We start from the raw sequence: 21,277 nt of genomic DNA, 5'->3' as shown, positions 1-21,277 counted from the left end.
TCAACAATAAAAAAGCAACAGTGTCCTGTTGCTTTAGATTATTTATCTAGCAATCACTTTATTTATGTTAACGCTTATGCCTTGAAAACACTGATCTTAGCGTTAATGTCATCAGCCAATGCTGCAAGACTTTCAGCAGAATCAACGCTTTCTCCTGCGCGCTGCTCACCATCTCTAGCCAGTTCTGTAATTTGGTGCAGATTACGAGTAATTTCTTCCGCTACCGCACTTTGCTGCTCAGTCGCACTGGCGATGCTACTTGCTGTTGTTGCAAGCTCCGCAATACTATTGTTGATTTCGATAAGCTGGGCAATGGCATCTTTTCCTTGTGCTGCTGATACGTCGCCAAGCTCATTGCTTTGATTCATTTGCCCTGTAGTTAGTTTAACTTGCGACTGCAATTGGGTAATGGTGTGTGAGATCTCTGCAATTGATGTTTGGGTGCGTTGAGCGAGTGTTCGTACTTCATCGGCGACAACGGCAAAGCCACGGCCTTGTTCACCGGCTCTAGCAGCTTCAATCGCGGCATTAAGAGCCAACAGATTGGTTTGCTCGGCAATACTATTAATGACTTCAGTAACTTGACTGATTGCTTGGCTTTCTTTATTGACGACCTCGACACTGTGGTGGCTTTGAGACAGCTGTGTGCTCAGATTTTGTAAGCCAATAACCAAATCATTTAAATGGGTTTGGCCTCCTTTAGCGGCATCATCAACACGTTGGCTCATGCTAGCCCCTTCACTGGCATGGTTAGCTACATCACGTACTGAGGCTGACATCTCTTCAATCGCGGTGGCAATTTGGTCGGTTTGTGCCATTAATGATTGTGCTTCTTCACCGTTAAGTCTTGCGGTCTCTTGGGTTTGATTAGAGTGGGTCTGCAACGCGGTAACAGACTGCTGCAACGCTAAAATAAGTTCCCTTAAGTTAGTCGCCATTTTTGAAGTGCTTGCGGTGATTAGGTCAACTTCGTTGTTGCTGTTTGCCTTATCTGCAGTAAATGTTTGAGATAGATCGCCAGCCCCCAGTTTTTCCAGTTGATTTTGTAATGCGCCAAGAGGTTTTAGGGCTCTGACTAATACTTGAGATAATAACAAGGTAATCACTATCATGCCGATTATAGAAACTGCGGCATTGATTTTGAGTAATGTAACACTTTCTTCATTCAGCTCAGCAGCGCCGACTTGACCGATTAGCACCCAGTTCCAACCCGGGATAGTAATTGAATAGGCATAAGATTTTTTACCCTTTAGGTTGTTATATTCCCATGAGCCTTGATGAGTTAGCGCTTGCTCAATCGTGATACCATCAAGTGTGTTTGAATTAACTTCAGTGCCAACTGAGTGCTCTGGATGAGCGACAACAGACATATCCAGCTTTCTGACTAGTAGGTATGAGCCTGTCTCTTCAAGCTGCAGTTTATTAATAGATTCTCTTAATTGGCTTAGCGAGCCACTGATATCGAAACCTATATATAAAATACCAATTACTACGCCACTGCTGTCTTTGATTGGGCGGTATATAGTCATATAGTCTTTGCCAAAGAGCTGAGCATAGCCTTCGTAATCATTACCTTTTAGCATTGCGCTATAAGCTGGATGATCTTTATCTAGATATGTGCCTAATGCTCGTTTGCCTTCAGCATTCTTAAGTGAGGTTGAAATCCGGATAAAGTCTTGGCCGTCTCTCACAAACACCGTGGCATTGCCGCCCGTGAGCTTTGAGTATCGGTCCACTTTACTTTTTGAAGCGTTGATTTGTTCTTTTTCATGTCTAAGGGCTGGTGTCACCACTCCCATGACTCTGACGGTTTTTTCTGGCTTGAAGAAGTTACCTGGATACATTGCGCGAAATACGTCAGCATTTCGCTTAGCAAGTGAAAGTAGGCTTTCATATTGCAGTTCAATTAAGTCTGCAGTGCCTTGGGTCTGAGCTTGCATAGCGCTGATCCCTTTATCCCTTAACACATCAGATGCTGTTAAGTAGGATACGCAGCCGAGAAAGCCAAAAATGAGTACGGTAAGAAGTAGGGCAAGCATGCCGATTTGTTTAGCAATCGGCCAGTTTTTATAATTCATACTAATTCTTTGTCTGCTTAGAGTTTATTCAATGTAATTGATTTACTGCACAAAAGAATTGATGTAGGTCTATAAGTTAAGGCTTGATAACATAAATCTTTACAGAGCCCTTGTGGATATTTATCCAGAAGTGGTAGCTATGGGGTATTTGAGTAGCGATAATGGCTGAAAGTAATAAAGGAGAAGAAATATGTTGGGCGAAAATCATTTGTTAACCCACGAGTTTCCAGAATATCTATCGGCGATTATTGAGCTTAAATCCACTAATCGCAATTTCTGCCAATTGGCAAAACGTTATCATCAACTCGATCATCAAATACGTGGGTTTGAGAATAATGAAGTGCCCATCACTGACGAGCACTTTATTGAATTGAAAGCTGAGCGGGTAACACTTAAAGATCAGCTTTATCGGCTATTGGTTGCTCACGCTAATCAGGCTTAGCTTTATTCAGTTACCAAATGCTTACTGGCGGCATTGGATTTGGTATCGCTTGTTCTGGTTTTTTTAGGTCGCATAATTAAGTGATACATAGTCGGTACCCAGACTAAAGATAATAATGTCGTCAGTAATGTGCCGCCAGCAATGGCAATCGCGAATGGCGGCCAAAAACCACCGCCAGCAATGATCAACGGCAGAAAACCGCCGATGGTAGTAATCGTGGTCGAACCGATATGACGGCCACAGCTAGTGACTAAATCAACAATGGTTTGTTTGTCCCCCGCGCGTGTCTCGGGCGCCTCTTCCAGCTCTGCCAAAATCACAATAGCGGCGTTGATTGCCAGCCCCATTAATCCTAATAAACCGATGATTACCGTAAAGCCAAATGGATAACCAAAGGTATACACAGCCAATAATCCCAACCCTGCCGACTGCATCGCGCTGAACAAGATAATGGCGGTGAGTCTAAATGAATTAAAAGACAGTACCACAGTGGTAAGCAGCAAAGTGACCACTAATACCAAATTAGACATCAAGTTACCGACTGCTTCATTACGTTTTGCACTCTCACCACCCAGCTCAATGCGGTAACCGCTTGGTAGTGCTATTTGGCTGAGAGCTTCACTGGCATTGTCCACCACGGTTTGTGGCAGCACGCCAGAGGTTAAGTAGGCTTCGATAGTATTGACCCGCTGACCGTCTCGTCTTGGAATTGCACCGCGGCTAACCTCTATTTCACTCGTTGAAATAGCCGATAACGGAATGCCTTTACCACTGTTTGACACTAAAGTAATTTCAGACAGTCTTGTTTGGTCTTCACGGGTGCTATCGCTTAACCGCACGCGCACAGGTAAAGACTCGGTTTGCTCTAAAATACTGCCGCCATTAATGCCAGTAGTCGCCATCTCAACTTGCTTTGCAATGTCGGTTAAAGACAGGCCGCTCATCAGGCTGGCGTCTTCATCGATTTGCAGCCAAACCTTTGGCGCGCCAGCACTTAAGGTGGCGCGGGTATGGATAACATCTGTGGTGTCAGACAACACTTTACGAACCTGTTCACCGAGCTGCTTTAATTGGTCTAAATTGGGACCAAATATCCTCACTTCTACCGGCGCATTAAAAGGCGGGCCTTGTTCGAGTTTACGCACAATAATTTGCGCCTGTGGGTAACGTTTATCGAGCGACTTTTGCAAGGCCGGAATGAGCTTATTAGCGGTCGTAAAGTCGGTCGCCTTTACCATGGCCTGCGCATAATGACTGGCACCTTGTTGGCGTTGCAGTAAGTTGTAATAGAAAGAGGGCGTATTGCCGCCAATAACCCAATCGATGCGACTAATACCTTGGGTTTGGCGCAACTGAACATCGATTTCTTCAACTTGTAAGCGAGTGTGGTCAATGCTGGCGTGCGGCGCCAAATAGACTTCAATCTGAAACATGTCTCTATCTGATGGCGGGAAGAACTGCTCAGTCATTTTTCCGGCGGCAATAAAGCCCATTACCGGTAAAACACCGATCACCAACGCGGCAAGCAACGGCCGTGATAACGCTAAGGCTAACGTGCGTCTAAAGGCGTTGCTCATAAACGGCAAATTAATGCCGTGCTGATACCAATGTGTGCCTTTGCCGTCAACGCCGAATCTACCCGCAAGGCCGGCAATAATGGTATGCGAGATAATAAAAGAGCCGAGTAAGGCAAATATAACCGAAATGGCAATGCCACCAACAAACTCGCCAGCAGCGCCAGGCATTAATACAATTGGTGCGAACGCGAGCATGGTGGTGATGGTCGAGCCAGCAAGGGGTAACCAAAGGTGTTGCAGGGTTTGTTTTACCGCATTGATCCTATCCATGCCGCTTTGGCGGCGCTGAGAGATGGCGTCAACAATCACAATGGCGTTATCCACCATAATACCTAATGCGACAACCAGACCCGTGACTGACATTTGATGAATAGGCAGGCCGATATATTTCATGCAGGCTAAGGTAAATAGTGCGGTAAGCGGCAAGGATAATGACACGATGACGGCATTTCTAAGGCCTAAAGTCAGCATTAGCACCGCAAGAATAATCACGAAGCCGAGTAATAAGCTCGCGATCAGATCGCCAAGTCGTTCAGTGGTATAACCCTCTTGGTCGAATAACCACTCAATTTCAATATTAGCCGGAATGCTGCTTTGCAGTTCATCAACAGTTTGGCGCACTTGGGCTAGCCATAAATCGACGCGGGTATTGCTGAGCATTCGCGCCGCAACCATTACGCCTTGTTGCTGATCGATTAAGGCAATGCTGTTGGCGGGCTCTTTAGATTGGCGACTGATGCTAGCAATATCGGCGAGACGAATTATTTGACCATTTTGAGTGACTTTTAAGGGGACTTGGCCAATGCGCGCAATAGAATCAAGCTCGCCAGAGACTTCGATTAAGGCTTTAAAATAGTCGTTGTTGACTTCACCGGCCGAGACTTTGGAGTCGGCATTTTGTAGAATTTTCGCAATAGCAGCAGGGGATAACTCAAGCTGATTAACCTTATTACCGTCTAGTTTAACTAAAATCTCTTCGGTTGGCTGGCCATAAAGATTAACAAAGTTAGTGCCGCTCAGTAGGCGCAATCGGCTTTGTAACTCTTTGCCGTAACGATTGAGCATATCAGTGCGCACTTCACTGCCGCCACGCCAAGCAATGCCTAATATGGCAGTATTGGCATAGCCGAGCTGATCGTCCAAGGTCGAGTTTTGTGCCGATGTGGGCAGTTTACCTTTGGCGTCGGCGATTAAGTCGCGTGCCCTTGACCACACCGGGGCGGTTTCTAATACGTCATCTTTGAGCTCAAGCTGAATAACCGAGATCCCAGGGCGGGAGGTCGATTGCACTAACTTGAGTTCTTCAAGACGTCTTAGCTCGCTCTCAAGCTCTTCGGTGACCAGCGCCTCTACCCGCTCAGCTGACGCGCCAGGATAGTGAGTGATCACTGATGCAAAACGGTTGGTGATCTCAGGATCTTCCATACGCGGTAGGCTGGATATGGCGCCAAATCCGGCGACGATTAACAAGGCAATCACAAGGCTGATAAGACGGCCGTTCTCTACTAATGACTTAACCATCTATGATTACCTCGTTGCGAGTTGGGCTTGTTGAGTCACCAACTGGCCCGCCACTAGCTTATGTAAACCTTGGGAGACATATTGCTCATTGGAATTAATAGCGCCATTAATGAAGGCTTTATCTTTTACGGTATAAATAATTTCCACATCGCGGCGCTCAACTTGGTAAAGCTCACTGTCGGTCGGGTTAAGAACAGGGTGTAGGACATAGATATTCCACAGACCTCGCACGCCATCGGTCAGTGCACTTAACGGCACCCAGTAACCTTGAGAGGCAATGGTTTGCTGATAGCTTAAGTAACTCAGTTCTCCGTTAATCACATCGGCGTTGGCTGGCAAGGTGATCCTAAGCTCTACAGTGCGGGTGATTGGGTTGAGTTCAGCGCTAATACCGGCAATCTTACCTTGGTAGTGCTGGCCTCTCACACGGATATCCGCGTTTTGCCCCGTAGTGAGGTGATTAGCAATATCCACTGGCACGCCGATATAGGCTTGGATGTTATTGTCTTCGATTAGGGTATAGACCGGGCTGCCAAGGCTGACTACTTCGCCTAAGTTATGAGTTCGTTTACTGATGACACCGTCAAAAGGCGCGAGCAGGTCGGATTTTTCTATTTTCAATTGATTCGCTAGTAACGCCGCATTTAATCGGTTGCTGGCGGCTTTAAGACTGTTTAACTGGCCGCGCTGCTCATCTAATTGTTGCTCAGAGACATACCCTTGCTGCTGTAAACCTAAACTTCTATTGAGGGTCGTTTGAGCCAAATCTAAGTCGGCTTGGTTTTGTGAAAGACTGGCTGTTAACTCATTTTTCTCAGCTAACAATAGGCGGGTATCGAGTTTGGCAAGCAGTTGCCCTTGTTTAACGCTGTCGCCGCTATCGACCGTTAACGCATTAATCTTACCGGCTAACTCAAAGCCTACTCCCGTGGTATTGCCTGCTCGAATACTACCCGAAAACTCTTGGTTAAATTGATAGTAATCATCAATATGCAGCTCTTGCGCATTAACAGATTGGTAACTTGGCGTGGCGGCTAATGGTATATCACTGTCTTGGCAGGCTGATAGAAAAGAGACTGCAGCTAGTAACATAAACATTTTGCGATGTATTAGCACACTTTGAGTATTCATTACACTAAGCCTATTTTGTTAACGCCACGGTAAGCGATAAGTATAAAAATTGTTAAACTAGACTGTGTAGTCTAGAGTGTTGAAACTAGACTGTCTAGTCTAATTGTGGTCTATTAGTTCGCAAAATGGACTGGGTAGTCTAGTCTGTGCTTAAATAGCAATATAGATTTACCTTGAGGCTAATCGCGGGAGTGAAGCCCTTTATGAATGCACCATCAATGAGCCGAAGTGAGCAAAAGCGCGAGCAGATCTTACAAGCTGCTAAAGAGCTATTTTGTGAGCAGGGCTTTCCAAATACCAGTATGGATGAAGTTGCCAAGCTTGCTGGCGTCTCTAAACAAACTGTGTATTCGCACTTTGGCTGTAAAGATGATTTGTTTGTCGCATCGATAGAATCCAAGTGTTTAGTGCATGGTGTTAATCAAGAGTTATTGTCTGATCCATTAACGCCGGAAGTCAGTTTAGCCTTGTTTGCCAAGCACTTTGGTGAGGTGATTACAAGCCCTGAAGCCATTACAGTATTTAAAGCCTGTGTGTCGCAGTCAGATTCACACCCTAAGATCTCAGAGCTCTTTTATAGTGCGGGTCCAAAACATATTTTAGGCTTGTTAGCGGAGTATTTGGCTAAGGTCTCAGTGATCGGTGACTACCAGTTTAACAATCCGCATCACTGCGCCGTGCGTTTGTGTTTGATGGTATTTGGTGAAGTACGTATGCGACTCGATTTGGGTTTAGATGTGAGCGATCTATTGGCCGAGCGTGAGCAATACATTAACGATACGGTAGAGATGTTTTTGAAAGCTTATAAAACGGTTTAACTGGTTTTATCCAAACTTGTTTTGGGCTGTAGTACCAATCTATACCAATGTTATTAAAGGAGCTTACTGCTCCTTTGTTGTTTTTGTCATTAGACTAATCTCAAGCGCCTCTTTTCATAGGCTAGGAGATAACTGATTGGAAGCTAGGTTTAGCGACCTTCTTATAATAAGAAAGGCTTGAAAAAATAGTTGGATACAAAATGATCCTACAGCTTGACGTTAGCGTAGAGTAAAGTACTTAATTGAGCTTTACTGAATCGTTAAGCGTCACTGATATTAATAATTATTAGCTAATGGAGTTAGCAATATGAATAAGCCTTTGGCATTGAGTGTGCTTGCCGTTTCAAGTTTGGCGGCTTCGCCAATTTTGTTAGCGCAAGAGCAACAGAAATCTTCTTATCGCCCGAGTCCATTTACTGTTAGCGCTTCACGGATCACCACTGCGAATGCCGATGTAGGTGTTCAAGGTAATGAATTACAGCGCGACCAATGGATGTTTGATTTTAAAACCGGTATGCCGCTTGGTAAAAAGTGGTTTGTTGGTGCGGGTGTCGGTTACGACAATCTTGATTATGACTGGCGCTCGTCGAGTTTAAAAGACAATACTCAAACTTGGGATAAAATTGAGCGTTACCGCGCCAGTTTATCTTTGTCCTACCGCCCGAATAAAAACTGGATGTTTATGCTAGCGCCCAAGCTGCAATATGCTTATGCCGATACAGCCTCAGCCAGTAATGCGGCCAGTTACGGTGCGGTATTATCGGGTATGTACCGTTTTGATTCCGGTAATATGTTAGGTTTCGGCGTCGCTTACCTAAATGACATTGATGAAGTTAGAACGGTGCCGTTTTTAGCAGTAAATTGGCAGATCACCGAAAATCTCAAATTGGGTAATCCGTTTTCAGCAGGCTTTAGCGGCCCTGCAGGTCTTGAGCTGAGCTATCAATTGAGTTCTGATTGGAATGTCGGTTTTGGTACCTCTAAGAGAACCAGTCGCTTTTTAATTGCAGATGAAAAAGATACTGCGGAAATTGATGAGTGGGTCAGTTTTGCTAGAGTAGGCTGGGATATTTCCCGTTCGGTAAGCGTTAATGCTTATGCAGGCTATTTCTTTAATGGCGAATTAGAGTTAAACCCGCAGAACAGTAAGGAAGATATCGACAACCAAGGCGCAGTGGCCTTGGATGTGACATTTAAGTTTTAGCCCTACTTACAAGAGCAATAAGCCAAACTTAGCTAGATTATTTGCCCAGCATAGCTTCTTTTAAGCTGTCTTGGGCAGGTTCATTACCTAACCAAATCATAAGTACTGCTTGGCGGAAGTCTTCACCAGCAATTGTTGCTTGAACTTGGCCATTTTTATAGGCAGTTACACCCGTTGCTTTATCAGCAAGTAAAGTGAATTGATCACCTTCAACAATCTCAGCGCTAAATAGCCCCATAAACTGTTCGATTTTGGCTGCAATCGGTGCGGTATTCCCCTCAGTTGCATCATCAAAACCTTCATTGATGGCATCTTTCATTTTATCGGCGGTGATCATGCCTGATGTGATATTTAGGCGCACTGCAGCACTAGGTGCTTCGAGAGCCGCTTTTGCACTATCAATTGCTTGAGGGACGTATAAGCTGCCAACGTATAAATCGATAAAGAATTTGCTACGCACACCAGCACCATTTAACAATAGTGTTTGGTTTTCGATATTAATTGAATCGTCAAGCTGCACACCAGAAATTTCTTGAGCCTGCAGTGATGATGACAGTAATACGCTTGTAGCAAGTAGTAGGGTAGAAACGGATTTCATCATAATATCTTATTCATCTCTTATTAAATAATGCGCCTACATTTAGCCGCGCGTACCCAATTGGAATTGACCACTTTGGTGGAATATAGCCGCTTGTTTTTGTTTAGCTGAAATCAATAATGGGCCATCGTCAAAGAACAAAAAGCACTTCCAGTTACGGACAAACACATCCCAGCGAGTTTCAATCACTTGGTATTTTTCGTAGCAGAAATAAACTGGAGTATCATCAGCCCAATCGAAGTGCTCACTGAAACCTTCAGGCAGAGCGGCTTCCTCACTGTCCCATGGGGCTTGCCAGTCTTCAGTTATTACCCAAGCACTGTCTTTGGCTGCCCAGTCACCTTTAGCAAACTGTTCTGTACGGCTACTTTTATTACTAATCCATTTATTCCAAACTTCCATCGATGATTTTTGATCAAGCGGCATAATTAGCGCTTTATCTTCATCAGTAACAGGCAGGTCTTTATGATTAAAGATCCACTTACGTTTGTATTGTTCAAATGGAATATAGGTATGTGCCACAGCGCCTCTCTTGCAAGGATATTAATAAGGAAAACGCCGGCATTATACCCTGCAAGTTAGGTTAATAGCAGCGGCGCAATAAGTTTTTTTACTTAGCGCCGCTTAGATGTAGTTTTGAGTTGCTTAAGCTTGCAGTTGCTGGAGGTAGTTTGGGGCTGTGAGATTATCAGGATCAATTACTAGTACCTGATTAAAGCTTGAGCGAGCTCCGTCTATTTGCCCCATTTCAGCAAGGAAAATACCTAGTTTTAATAGAACACTGATATCAGTTGGGTACTTATCTAGAAAGTCTAAATAGATATTGAGTGCTTGCTGGTTTTTACCTTGTAATGTGAGTATATGAGCATATTGCGGCAAGTATTCATCGCTGTAATTAATTATCTGTTCTAACGTTTGTTCAGCTAAATTAATATCATGAAGTTTAAGTGCCAACACTAATATTTGTTTTTTCTCTACTTCAGTTTGGTTATCTGGTTCGATTTTTTGTAAGCAAGATAAAGCGGTTAGATTGTCATCGCTAAGGATTGCAAGGTAGCTTTGGGCTAGATAATAGAGCCGTTGTGCTAACGCGTCAGCTGCAATCATTGCTTCAATGCTGTTAATCAGTTGCTTTAATCCCGTTTTATTCTTGCTTTTATATAAGTCGACAATTTTTGCAAAGGTGTTGTGCAGTGACATATTGGCTTTTTTAAGGCTGAAATATGGGTGCTCCATTGAGGTTAGTTGATCTTGATATTCAAGTGCGATTTGCTGCAGGCGAGCATCATCCGAATCTAGTGTTAAATTGAGTGCTTTTCTCAGTTGGCAGACATTGTGGACTCGGCCTGGTTGTTCGCTCTGGCGCCAATGATTAACCAGTTTGGTTATTGGCGCAGTCTCAGCAAGTTCTAGCTGCCTAATCGTCAAGTTCTCTATGGTTTGATTAAGAGAGCCAAGTAATTCTATTGCCAAGGTATTGAAGGCTTCGTAGTAGCGATGCGTCATATTTTGCATGTGTTCTATAGACCAAGTCTCAGACTCCTGAGTGGTCAAGAATTTAGAGAATTCATAATATCCATAGAACTTAATCACTTGAGATAATGCGCTGTATTTATTTTGGAGTTGGCTTTCAATCTTGTCGATTTTACTGACGATGATTTGATTTTTCTTAGACTGGAACTCAATATCACGAGCTTGAGCATTAAGCTCAATGGCTTGGCTTGCCAGTGCTTTTATTTGTTCTAAGTCTTGGATTGCCTGCTTAACCTCTGCGATCATCTTATTAAGGTGCTCCGATTTCTCAGCAGCATAATCAGGCACTAGGTCTAATAGTGCTTCAGGTGAAATATTGGCTGGTTTCAGCTTAATAGACTCAACTTTCTGATGTGTTACGCCGTCAAGCTTTGCTGCATTTTCAGAGAGATTAATAATATTTGCCTGTGGATAGGCTAGCGCGTCTTCTGTGAGAGCTTGGCCAGCATAGATAAGCTGTACAATGGTTTCAGCAATATTGCCGGCATAGGTTTCAACCCATTCACCAATACGGCTATTGTTTGAACCTGCATTAGCTTCGACGGCACCATTGGCATGAGACACGCCGCTACTCGAATAACAAAAGTCTGCGCCAGTGAGCAAAATATCGCTAAAGCCTAACTCTATAGCAATTCTAACCGCGCTGTTGGTGACCGTTGGCCCTACGGTTGGAATATTGTCGGCATCTTCATCTGTCCAGGGTAACTTGCTACCTAAATAGAGTGACTTACCTAACCATTGAGATATTAGTCGGTGATTAACATGATGCGAGTTGACGAAAAGACTTTCGTGGGTGAGCGCCATCATGTCTCGATTGACCTCGAAACTAAAGTCTTGTGGGTCAACAGATACGATAATATGTGCTGGGATCCCCGCATGAGATAACCTTGAAGCCATTCTTGAAACCGTAATCACAAACAGCTGGTGGTAGTTATCTACAATCCAATCGAAATGCTCATCCAGAGAAGGGCCTCCGCCAATTACAATGCAGGTTTTCCCTGTAAATCTTCCGTTAAGGATAGCTGCAGGATACTGATTATCAGCAAGGTTTTTTAATTGCTGAATTAAGAAGGTCTTTTGCTCAAAATGGGACTTTCGTTCAACGGCTCTAAATGACAGTTGCTTGTCGACTAAATTGATTAGTGTGCTGTATTCTTCAATGATGCCGAGCGTCGATGCAAAAGAGTGATGGATCATATACTGCTCTTTGATCAGATATAAATCATTATCACCTGATTCTATTTCAGCTTGAAACGCATCGAAGGTTAAGATCTGCATCTGCTTTTGTTTATCAACATCGATTTCGACATTGAGCAAGGCTAATACTGGATTCAGTTCGACGAATATATATTTACTGCCCGTTGGTATTGGGTGTTCAAGGATATAATTTGCAAGCAAGCCTGAATCTATGCCGACAATAATGTGTAAGCTATCTTCTTGAAAAATTGCCTCTTTAAATCGTTTTTTAAAAGCTGTCTTAGAGTCAATCTTTTCGAACGTATTTCGATTTACGCTAGGTAGGTAATATTCGCCAAAATTGCTAATTGCGAATTGATTGGTAATTACAGATTCAGATACGTTCATTGCCAATTTAAGCCTTATTTAATCGTTATTAGATTGCTTGCTGTGTTTGCCTGTTACGTCAGGGAATTGTCGTTTTATAGTTAGTTTTTCTGCAATTCTGGTGAAAAATAAGATAAGCAAAATTTACGCCATTACTGGCTAGTTCTTCCAATTCTGGACGCATTGCACCGGAGTGTAAGCGCAAGCCGAGAGCTTTTAAATAGCGATAAGCAAGAACCGGCACATCGGCAGCACATTTGAACTCGCTAAAGCTTAGCTTATTGATTTTTTTCTAACGCTATATTAGGCAAGGCTCACGGGAAAATGAGCCTGTATATTGAGCGTCAAAATTCAGCCACTCGAGAGTCATTGTCGGTTAGCTGTGATGCTTTTTTGCTCAGACAACCAAGGCGCTAGCCAATAGTGTCGATGCTGAGCGAATATTTCTATATAGTCAGTTTATTGATAAAATGCCGCGCTAAATGTCTGCTTTTATTTTAATTATCCAAATAGAACAGCGTTTTTTATTGGCAAGGTTGAGCAAATCTAAGCCGTAATCAATATCTGCTTTCAGGTTAATTTTGATTATTACTTTTTTTGGTATGCATTTTGCTCAGTAAATTTTGAGACGTAGTCTGGCTTTATAATTGTTCATACAGAGCACTGTAGTGATAAATTGGAGATAACATGTTTGATAATAAATCGATCCTTATTACTGGTGGCACCGGGTCGTTTGGCCAAAAATATACCAAAACGATACTAGAGCGTTATAAACCAAAGCGATTAATTATCTTATCTCGTGATGAGCTAAAGCAGTATGAAATGCAACAAGTGTTTAATGCACCTTGCATGCGTTACTTCCTCGGTGATGTCCGTGATGGCGATCGGATGATGCAAGCATTCAAAGATGTGGATTATGTTATTCATGCTGCCGCCATCAAACAGGTGCCTGCAGCTGAGTACAATCCTATGGAATGTATTAAGACCAACATTTATGGTGCTGAAAATGTGATTAAAGCGGCTATCGCCAACAATGTTAAACGTGTGATTGCGTTATCAACAGATAAAGCGGCCAACCCAATCAATTTATACGGTGCGACTAAACTCGCTTCAGACAAATTGTTCGTCGCGGCCAACAATATGGTGGGTGAGGGCGTAACACGCTTTTCTGCTGTTAGATATGGCAATGTTGTTGGTTCGCGTGGCTCAGTCGTTCCTTACTTTAAAGGGCTGATCAATGAAGGTACCACTTCATTGCCTATTACTCATCCTGAGATGACTCGCTTCTGGCTATCGTTGCAAGACGGTGTTGATTTTGTATTAAAGAATTTTGCCAGAATGCAAGGTGGTGAGATTTTTGTGCCTAAGATCCCATCGGTAAGAGTCACTGATATTGCAGAAGCCTGTGGACCCGGCTTAAAACATGAAATTATCGGCATAAGACCAGGAGAAAAGCTGCACGAAATTATGTGTCCAGGTGACGATTCACATCACACCATTGAGTTCGATGACCATTTTGTTATCACGCCTAGCATTATCTTTTTTGGCAAAGACATGGATTACTCTAAAAACTTGCTTAATGAGCAGGGCAAAGCGGTTGAAATGGGCTTTGAATATCACTCAGGCAACAACCCTGACTTTTTATCAGTAGAGCAAATTAAGTTGCTTGATGAAGGTAAAGACTAATGATCCCTTATGGGCGCCAAAATATCTCAGCTGAAGACATTGCCGCTGTAACTGCTGTGCTGCAATCAGATTGTCTGACCCAAGGGCCACAAGTCCCTTTATTTGAGCGTAATATCTGTCAAATAACGACTGCACAATATGCGGTAGCAGCAAACAGCGCGACCTCTATGTTGCATTTGGCGTGTCTGGCTTTAGGTGTTGGAGCCGGCGATTATGTTTGGACCAGTCCTATCACATTTGTTGCCTCAGCTAATTGTGCACTTTACTGCGGCGGTGAAATCGATTTTGTCGATGTTGACCGTCATACAGGTAATATGTGCCCCAAGGCACTTGAGCATAAACTCAAACAAGCTAAAGCCCAAAACTGTCTGCCTAAGGTTTTGATCCCTGTGCATATGGCGGGTCACAGCTGCGATATGCGGGCGATATGGCAATTGGCACAAGATTATGGCGTTAGGGTGATTGAAGATGCTTCACATGGTGTTGGTGGTAGTTACTTAGGGAGCAAAATTGGCGCTTGCGAATATAGCGACATTACTATTTTTAGTTTCCATCCGGTAAAAATTATTACTACCGCCGAGGGCGGCGTTGCAACCACCAATGATCCAGCCGTAGCAGAGTCCATGGTTTTGCTTCGTAGTCACGGTATTACGAAAACAGCAGAAAAATTGTTAAGGCCTGATGAAGGGGATTGGTACTACGAGCAACATGAGTTAGGGTTTAACTATCGTATGACTGAGCTGCAAGCCGCGTTAGGCAACAGCCAGATCAAACGTTTGGATAGCTTTGTTGAGCAAAGAAACAAGCTGGTCATGACCTATGTAGCAGAGCTTACAAAGCTTAATGTCACCAGTGTTGTCCCCCTTGAAAATAGTTATAGTGCTTATCACTTGATGATTGTGCTATTGCCGGAGAGTCTAGATCGCAAAGTGGTTTTTGATGCGATGCGAGCGGCTAACATCTTTGTTCATGTTCACTATTTTCCAGTGCATTTACAGCCATACTATTTAAACAAGGGGTTTGCTGAGCATGACTTCCCAGAGGCGGAATATTTTTATCAGCACTGCCTTACTTTACCGCTATTTCCCGATTTAACAGAACAAGAGCAAGCTTATATTATTGATACGTTAATAGGGCTGTTGTCATGAACGTGGCGATTATTCCTGCAAGGGGTGGCAGCAAACGTATTCCTCGCAAAAATATTAAGCATTTTAACGGTAAACCCATCATTGCTTATTCTATCGAAGCGGCGCTGCAAAGTGGTTGTTTTGATCGAGTGATTGTCTCTACCGATGACAGCGAAATCGCCGAGGTTGCAAAACAATATGGCGCTGAAGTGCCTTTTAAGCGTCCAGCTAACATTGCTGATGATTATGCGACAACCTTAATGGTAATTGAGCATGCTCTTAATGTGTTAGCGCTTGACGGTGTGCAATACCAACACTGTTGTTGTATCTATGCGACCGCACCTTTTGTCACCGCCAAGCAGCTAAAACAAGGCTTGCAGCAAATGCAACAAAGGCAAGCTGATTATCTGTTTCCAGTCTGTGAATTCCCAGCGCCAATTCAAAGAGCAATCCGCCTAGATGACAATGCTAATGTGGCGATGTTTGCACCAGAACACCTTAATACCCGTAGCCAAGATTTAAGCGCTGCATATTATGACACCGGGCAGTTTTATTGGGGAACCGTCGCTGCTTACCTTTCCTCTAAGCCAATATATAGTGAAAAAGCCAGTGGCTTAGTTTTGCCAAAGGGCTGCGTAGTTGATATTGATACCCCAGAAGATTGGCTGTTAGCTGAAGCTTTATTTAGCTTCTATCAGCAAAGGTCGATGAGTTGAAAGTCATCATTAGAACCGATGCTTCGCTGACTATCGGTTGCGGCCATGTATACCGCTGCCTAACGTTAGCAGAGCAACTAACCAGATTTGGTTGTGAGGTTGAGTTTATTGCTGGTGAAGTTGCTGGTAATTTACATCAATTGATCACACAAAAAGGCTATGTGTTGCACTCTTTAGCTGTTATTGCCGAGCAGCAAGTTCGCTCGCCCATACTTGGGCGTACATGGCAACAAGATGCCTTGCTAACAAAGCAAATATTGGATCAAGCGAGTGCTGACTGGTTGGTTGTTGATCATTACAGTCTAGATATTCATTGGCATAAAGCGGTGGCAGCTGAATCTGGTAAGAGATACCGGCTAATGGTCATTGACGATCTTGTTGATCGCGCTTATGACTGCGATCGATTAATTGACCAGACCTTTGAACGCCAAGCCAGTGATTATGTTATAGATGCTCATTTACCTGCCGAGCAGCTACTGGGAACGGACTTTTGCTTACTAAGAGATGAGTTTAGCGAGTACGCTGAACAAGCGAAAAACAACAGATTGCAATATCAAGGGGTTAAAACGATATTACTTAGTCTGGGCGGCACAGATATTGATAATATAACGGCGACAGTTCTTAGGCTGTTGGATACCAGCATTCTTGCCGATTGCACACGAGTCAATGTCATTATTGGGCCTAATAATCCCCACGCCGAAAACCTTCAAAAGGTAATCGGTGAAGCGAGATTACAATGCCGGTTATTTGTTGCCGTTAATGACATGGCGCGCTTTATATGCCAAGCGGACGTTGCCATTGGGGCTGCAGGCTCAAGCGCATGGGAGCGCTGCGCGTTATCTTTACCTGCATTAAATATCACTTTAGCCGATAATCAGCGCACCATAGCAAAACGCCTCGATGCTCAGGGCATAGCCATTTCACTCGGTGAGCCGTCGTTATTAACCACAGCAGCAATCGATGCCGCTTTAGCAAGGTGCGATGCCGATTACCAGCAGATGGCTAATGCAGCGAGTGAGCTTGTTGACGGCTTAGGCGCAAGTCGAGTCGCATTGAGTTTATTTAGCGTTGAAGATGCACTGGGTCACTCGATTTATTTAAAGCGTGCGAGCCACAATGATTGCCAATGTCTATATGACTGGCAGCAAAGTCCTGCAACGCGGCGCTATGCGTTAAATAGTGCGGTTCCAACATGGCAGGAGCACAGCGCTTGGTTTGCTAATAAAATTACACAAGCTGACAGTTACCTGTTGATGTTACGCCGGAATAGTATCGATGTTGGTATGGTGCGTTTAGACCCTCTATCTGAGTCAAACCATTACTTGATCTCAATCGTGACGGCACCTGATTGTTACCGTCAAGGTATTGCAAAATCTGCACTTTTGCTGATTAGGCAAGCGTTTAAATTGATAACGATTCACGCGACTGTGTTGGCTGGCAATCATGCGTCTCAAACGCTGTTTGCTCACTCTGGATACGTACAGCTAAGCGAAGAACAATGGATACAATACCCTGCGAAGGAAGCCAATGAGTAACATAATTTCAATTGATGGCAGAGTGATTGGTGAAGGGCATACGCCTTATATTATTGCTGAATTATCTGCCAACCATAACGGCAATATTCAAACCGCTTTCGACATTATTGCCGCCGCTAAAAAGGCTGGGGCTGATGCGGTAAAAATGCAAACCTATCGACCAGATACCATTACCTTAGATTGCGATCATAGCGATTTTCAAATTGAAGGTGGCCTTTGGCACGGGCAAAGCTTATACCAGCTGTATGAGTGGGCGCACACGCCATGGGATTGGCATAAACCTTTATTTGATTATGCGCGCCAATTAGGCATTACCCTATTTAGCTCACCATTCGATTCAACTGCTGTTGATTTATTAGAAGATCTTAACGCGCCGGCTTATAAGATAGCTTCGTTTGAAGCCGTTGACCTGTCGTTAATTAAGTATGCTGCAGCAACAGGTAAGCCACTTATCATATCAACAGGCATGGCCAATGCAGAAGAAATTGCAGAGGCTATTGATGCCGCGCGCAGTGCAGGTTGTAAAGAGCTGGCGATATTGCATTGTGTTAGCGCTTACCCTGCAGCGGCAGAAGACTATAATCTTGCCACCTTGGTCGATATGAAAAATCGATTTAATCTAGTAACAGGGCTGTCAGATCATACCCTAAGTAATATCACCGCGATTGCGGCCACAAGCTTAGGCGCCAGTATTATTGAAAAACATGTCACACTCGACAGAACCGGTGGTGGTCCTGATGATAGTTTTTCATTAGAGCCAACTGAACTCGAGCAACTTTGCCGCGACAGTAGGTTAGCTTGGTCAGCGTTAGGCAAGGTCAATTATGCCCGAAGCGCTGCTGAACAAGCGAATATAAAGTTTAGGCGATCACTGTATGTGGTGAAGTCTGTTAAAGCGGGTGAGCGGGTAACAATGGAGAATGTAAAAAGTATACGTCCAGGTTTTGGTCTAGCGCCTAAGCATTTAGAGGCCGTTATAGGCACACACTTTAACCAAGATTTAACGGCGGGGACAGCATTGAAAATGGAGCATGTCCTAAGTAAGTGATGTGGGTTGATAAACCTTTAGCAGCTCGTGAAACGATTTACGAGTGATGATAAATACAATAGGTAAGTTGAGCATGGCATATAAGACAGAGCAAGAAAGCTTTTGGGCGGGCGAATTTGGTAACGAATACATTAAACGTAATCAAGGCGCGGAGCTGTTAGCGAGTAACTTAGCCCTCTTTACGCGTATTTTTAGCCGCACAGAAAAGATCGGCTCACTTATCGAATTTGGTGCCAATATAGGCATGAATATTCAAGCCTTTAAGCAATTGCTACCTAATAGCGAGCTGTCAGCGATTGAGATTAATGCCACCGCTGTTGAGCAGCTAAAGCAGATCCCTGAGTTAACTGTAATACATGATTCATTACTCACATTTGCGCCCGAACGCCAATATGAAATGACCTTCATTAAAGGTGTGCTTATCCACATTAATCCAGAGGCGTTAGCTGAGGTATATAGCGCCTTATATAATGCGAGTGCTCGCTACATCTGTATTGTAGAATATTACAATCCATCACCGGTTGAAGTGCCTTACCGTGGCCATAGTGGTAAGTTATTTAAGAGAGATTTTGCCGGTGAAATGTTAGATAAGTATGCCGATCTTAAGCTAGTTGATTATGGATTCAGTTATCATAGAGACAGGCTATTTCCGCAAGACGATTTAACCTGGTTTTTATTAGAAAAATCATCTACTCAAGCTTAAACTCACTACAATTAAAACTGCCAGTATCACTGCACTAGGGATCAGAGTTATAAGTATTAGCGTGTTTGTAATCAAGCCATAGCATAGATGTGGTTATGGCTTGATAGTAAACGACTTTCAGACTAACTCGCTTTGGCATACCAATTTCACTTTAGCCTCCATTACGCAGGTACTTTTCACTTTAACAGCTCTTATGAAAGCAATAAGGGTAATTCATACTCTAAGGCATCCGCTAACCCTAACCAGTCATGCTTTTCTTGCGCGGCAAGCATACTGCTTAGTATGGGCATGATTTGCTGATTATTAGTTAAAGAAGCTTGAAGCTCAATTAACTTATCTATGCATTCAGTCAGTTGTAATGAGCCTTGCGCCTCATGACCTAATCTTAATTGATGAGCTGTGCTTATCAGTTGCTGAATTAGAGAATCATTTACCATTTGGGTCATTATTTACACTCTTTAAAACTAGCACCGTCAATACGTGCGCTAGATAAGCTGGATTGATAAAAAGCAACATGAGGCTTTGTGCGAATATAGTGCTCTAGACTTCTCAAATAGCCTCTAAAACTCAGTTCAGTCGCCACTTTTTCACCTATACCATTAAACACCCAGTGTTTAGCATGTGCAGCTTTGAGCCCTAAAGCCCCGTCCGGCCAGTGAGCATGGGTTTTGTTATTCGGGTAACAAAAGTCGCTACCAAAAAGGGTGATGTCAGATGCTTGAAGGTGAACAGCCAAATCGATAGCAGGATGAAGAACGCTACCATTAGAAAACAGTCTTAGCTTAGTGAGTTGCTCATTGATTGCATCATATTTTGTATGTTGCGAATAGGCGTTATATTTAGGTCCAGGCCACCACTCAATTACATCTGTCGGTACGGTTGGGAAATAAACCAAGTTGATATCGTCAGCGAATGTCTTCGGGAAATGCTCCCGAGTAATATTTTGTTCAATACTCACCACAATATCAGGCACAACGCCATGGCTGATAAGCGGCGTTAATGCAGTGTCAACAGCAATGAATAGCGGGCGTTGGCCTAACGGTTTAAGCCTTTCAGTTGCTAAAAATTGATAGTGCTGTTCTAACGAAGGACCAGTGCCAATCACATAGGCTTTCGGCTTGCTATAGTGGTCCTTTAGCTTTGCTGCATCGGCATCTTTAGTCAGCAGATGCCGATTCGCCGCGAGCCTTTGTTTAAATATCGATTCATTGTCTTGTGAGCGCTGATTGGCATAAGCACGATTGTTCTCGTAAACCAGCAGGTCTCGTAAGACGGCATTACAATCGTCAATCAATAATAGATCTGGTGTGATGGAAATATATTGCCCATTAGTCACATTCTGCGTTAATTCACTTTCAATATAGACTCTAGGATCATTAAGCCATTCGCTTTGGTCGGTATAACAAAGTAATAATGCAAACAGCGAATAGTTAAGAGGGCAGACCGTAATGGTTTGTAGTTCTGATCTGAGAGGGGCTTGAAATGAGTCATTAACCGTTGAGTCATCACACAAGAGTGAAATAACATCACCCATTCCCATGCCATAAACTGTCACATCAACACAGTTTTTAGGTAGTTGTTCAATAAAGAGTTGCGCTTCTGCAAGGCGATTATGGCGACTGCTTAACTGGATCCCATTTACCGAGATGGTTTGGTTTTGTCCGGTGACAAGATTGGCATCAAAATGGTCAAAGTTTGCAAGTGTCAGTTTTGAGGCTACAGCAGGCCAGCGTTGACTAATAAGCGCTAAATTACTCGTAAACAATTCTGTCATTTAATGGTTTCCTGAAATGTCGTCAGCTATAACAGCGCAATTAACGCATTATTAGCATGGTATCAGTTAACGGTTAGCTGCTGAACTTGAATAGAGAACTTTGAGCGTAAATGAGAGTAAAAACAAAAATAGAGTTACAAATATGATCGCTAGGTTGTGAGCGAGGCTAAAAGTAAACAATGAAGATGATATAGCAGAAGTAACATCACCCAAAAGGCATGTA

Annotated in this window: 17 protein-coding genes; 9 read left to right on the top strand and 8 right to left on the bottom strand. The window is 43.5% G+C overall.

Going from position 1 to position 21,277, the window contains the following annotated elements; genetic code table 11:
* Nucleotides 1-74 precede the first annotated feature (74 nt).
* Nucleotides 75-2,078 carry a methyl-accepting chemotaxis protein gene (locus AB4298_RS18065; RefSeq protein ID WP_371987789.1) on the bottom strand — a complete coding sequence of 668 codons (2,004 nt, stop codon included), beginning with the start codon at nucleotides 2,076-2,078 and terminating at the stop codon, nucleotides 75-77.
* Nucleotides 2,079-2,268: 190 nt separating this feature from the next.
* On the opposite strand from AB4298_RS18065, the gene AB4298_RS18060 reads away from it, so the two are divergent.
* A complete protein-coding gene (locus AB4298_RS18060) occupies nucleotides 2,269-2,520 on the top strand; it encodes an HP1242/YdcH family protein (protein WP_248997931.1) in 252 nt (83 codons plus the stop codon).
* Nucleotides 2,521-2,522: 2 nt separating this feature from the next.
* On the opposite strand, the gene AB4298_RS18055 is transcribed toward AB4298_RS18060, so the two are convergent.
* Complete coding sequence (locus AB4298_RS18055) at nucleotides 2,523-5,618, bottom strand: efflux RND transporter permease subunit (RefSeq protein ID WP_371987788.1); 3,096 nt, start codon at nucleotides 5,616-5,618, stop codon at nucleotides 2,523-2,525.
* A 6-nt stretch (nucleotides 5,619-5,624) separates the two neighbouring features.
* A complete protein-coding gene (locus tag AB4298_RS18050; protein WP_248997929.1) occupies nucleotides 5,625-6,749 on the bottom strand; it encodes an efflux RND transporter periplasmic adaptor subunit in 1,125 nt (374 codons plus the stop codon).
* Nucleotides 6,750-6,952: 203 nt separating this feature from the next.
* On the opposite strand from AB4298_RS18050, the gene AB4298_RS18045 reads away from it, so the two are divergent.
* Together AB4298_RS18045 and AB4298_RS18040 are read left to right on the top strand one after the other, a co-directional pair.
* Entirely contained in the window at nucleotides 6,953-7,567 is a 615-nt protein-coding gene (locus AB4298_RS18045) for a TetR/AcrR family transcriptional regulator (RefSeq protein WP_371987786.1), read from the top strand.
* Between the two features lie 307 nt (nucleotides 7,568-7,874).
* Complete coding sequence (locus tag AB4298_RS18040) at nucleotides 7,875-8,771, top strand: DUF6268 family outer membrane beta-barrel protein (protein ID WP_371987784.1); 897 nt, start codon at nucleotides 7,875-7,877, stop codon at nucleotides 8,769-8,771.
* Between the two features lie 37 nt (nucleotides 8,772-8,808).
* Here the strand turns inward: AB4298_RS18040 and AB4298_RS18035 are convergent, their stop codons facing one another.
* The 3 genes from AB4298_RS18035 to AB4298_RS18025 form a co-directional block, all read right to left on the bottom strand.
* Nucleotides 8,809-9,369: a chalcone isomerase family protein gene (locus tag AB4298_RS18035; RefSeq protein WP_371987867.1), complete on the bottom strand. Its 561-nt coding sequence runs from the start codon at nucleotides 9,367-9,369 to the stop codon at nucleotides 8,809-8,811.
* A gap of 42 nt (nucleotides 9,370-9,411) precedes the next feature.
* Nucleotides 9,412-9,891 carry a DUF2947 domain-containing protein gene (locus AB4298_RS18030; RefSeq protein WP_248997925.1) on the bottom strand — a complete coding sequence of 160 codons (480 nt, stop codon included), beginning with the start codon at nucleotides 9,889-9,891 and terminating at the stop codon, nucleotides 9,412-9,414.
* A gap of 123 nt (nucleotides 9,892-10,014) precedes the next feature.
* On the bottom strand, nucleotides 10,015-12,486 hold the full coding sequence (locus tag AB4298_RS18025; RefSeq protein ID WP_371987782.1) for a 6-hydroxymethylpterin diphosphokinase MptE-like protein: 2,472 nt from the start codon (nucleotides 12,484-12,486) through the stop codon (nucleotides 10,015-10,017).
* 666 nt (nucleotides 12,487-13,152) lie between these two features.
* On the opposite strand from AB4298_RS18025, the gene pseB reads away from it, so the two are divergent.
* The 6 genes from pseB to AB4298_RS17995 all read left to right on the top strand — a co-directional run bounded on the left by pseB (nucleotide 13,153) and on the right by AB4298_RS17995 (nucleotide 19,280).
* Entirely contained in the window at nucleotides 13,153-14,151 is a 999-nt protein-coding gene (gene pseB / locus AB4298_RS18020) for a UDP-N-acetylglucosamine 4,6-dehydratase (inverting) (RefSeq protein ID WP_248997923.1), read from the top strand.
* Nucleotides 14,151-15,299 carry a UDP-4-amino-4,6-dideoxy-N-acetyl-beta-L-altrosamine transaminase gene (gene pseC, locus AB4298_RS18015; protein WP_371987781.1) on the top strand — a complete coding sequence of 383 codons (1,149 nt, stop codon included), beginning with the start codon at nucleotides 14,151-14,153 and terminating at the stop codon, nucleotides 15,297-15,299. The genes pseB and pseC overlap by 1 nt, the downstream gene beginning before the upstream one ends.
* Nucleotides 15,296-15,994 (top strand): pseudaminic acid cytidylyltransferase, encoded by a 699-nt coding sequence (gene pseF / locus AB4298_RS18010; protein WP_371987780.1) that lies wholly within the window; start codon nucleotides 15,296-15,298, stop codon nucleotides 15,992-15,994. Before pseC ends, pseF begins: the two co-directional genes overlap by 4 nt.
* Entirely contained in the window at nucleotides 15,991-17,529 is a 1,539-nt protein-coding gene (gene pseG / locus AB4298_RS18005; RefSeq protein WP_371987778.1) for a UDP-2,4-diacetamido-2,4,6-trideoxy-beta-L-altropyranose hydrolase, read from the top strand. The genes pseF and pseG overlap by 4 nt, the downstream gene beginning before the upstream one ends.
* On the top strand, nucleotides 17,522-18,577 hold the full coding sequence (gene pseI / locus AB4298_RS18000; RefSeq protein ID WP_248997919.1) for a pseudaminic acid synthase: 1,056 nt from the start codon (nucleotides 17,522-17,524) through the stop codon (nucleotides 18,575-18,577). Before pseG ends, pseI begins: the two co-directional genes overlap by 8 nt.
* Before the next feature lie 73 nt (nucleotides 18,578-18,650).
* Nucleotides 18,651-19,280, top strand: coding sequence for a pseudaminic acid biosynthesis-associated methylase (locus AB4298_RS17995; RefSeq protein WP_371987777.1), 630 nt, complete (start codon nucleotides 18,651-18,653; stop codon nucleotides 19,278-19,280).
* Between the two features lie 191 nt (nucleotides 19,281-19,471).
* Here AB4298_RS17995 and AB4298_RS17990 read toward each other — a convergent pair whose 3' ends face one another.
* Nucleotides 19,472-19,726, bottom strand: coding sequence for a hypothetical protein (locus tag AB4298_RS17990; RefSeq protein WP_248997917.1), 255 nt, complete (start codon nucleotides 19,724-19,726; stop codon nucleotides 19,472-19,474).
* Nucleotides 19,726-21,054, bottom strand: a complete 1,329-nt coding sequence (locus tag AB4298_RS17985) for a motility associated factor glycosyltransferase family protein (protein WP_371987776.1) — start codon at nucleotides 21,052-21,054, stop codon at nucleotides 19,726-19,728. The genes AB4298_RS17990 and AB4298_RS17985 overlap by 1 nt, the downstream gene beginning before the upstream one ends.
* Between the last annotated feature and the right edge of the window lie 223 nt (nucleotides 21,055-21,277).

This window comes from Shewanella sp. 10N.261.52.F9 (genome assembly GCF_041471165.1).
Classification (GTDB): Bacteria; Pseudomonadota; Gammaproteobacteria; order Enterobacterales; family Shewanellaceae; genus Shewanella; species Shewanella marinintestina.
The sequence above is the reverse complement of the archived record's forward strand: the minus strand, read 5'-3'. Positions and strand labels throughout refer to the sequence as shown.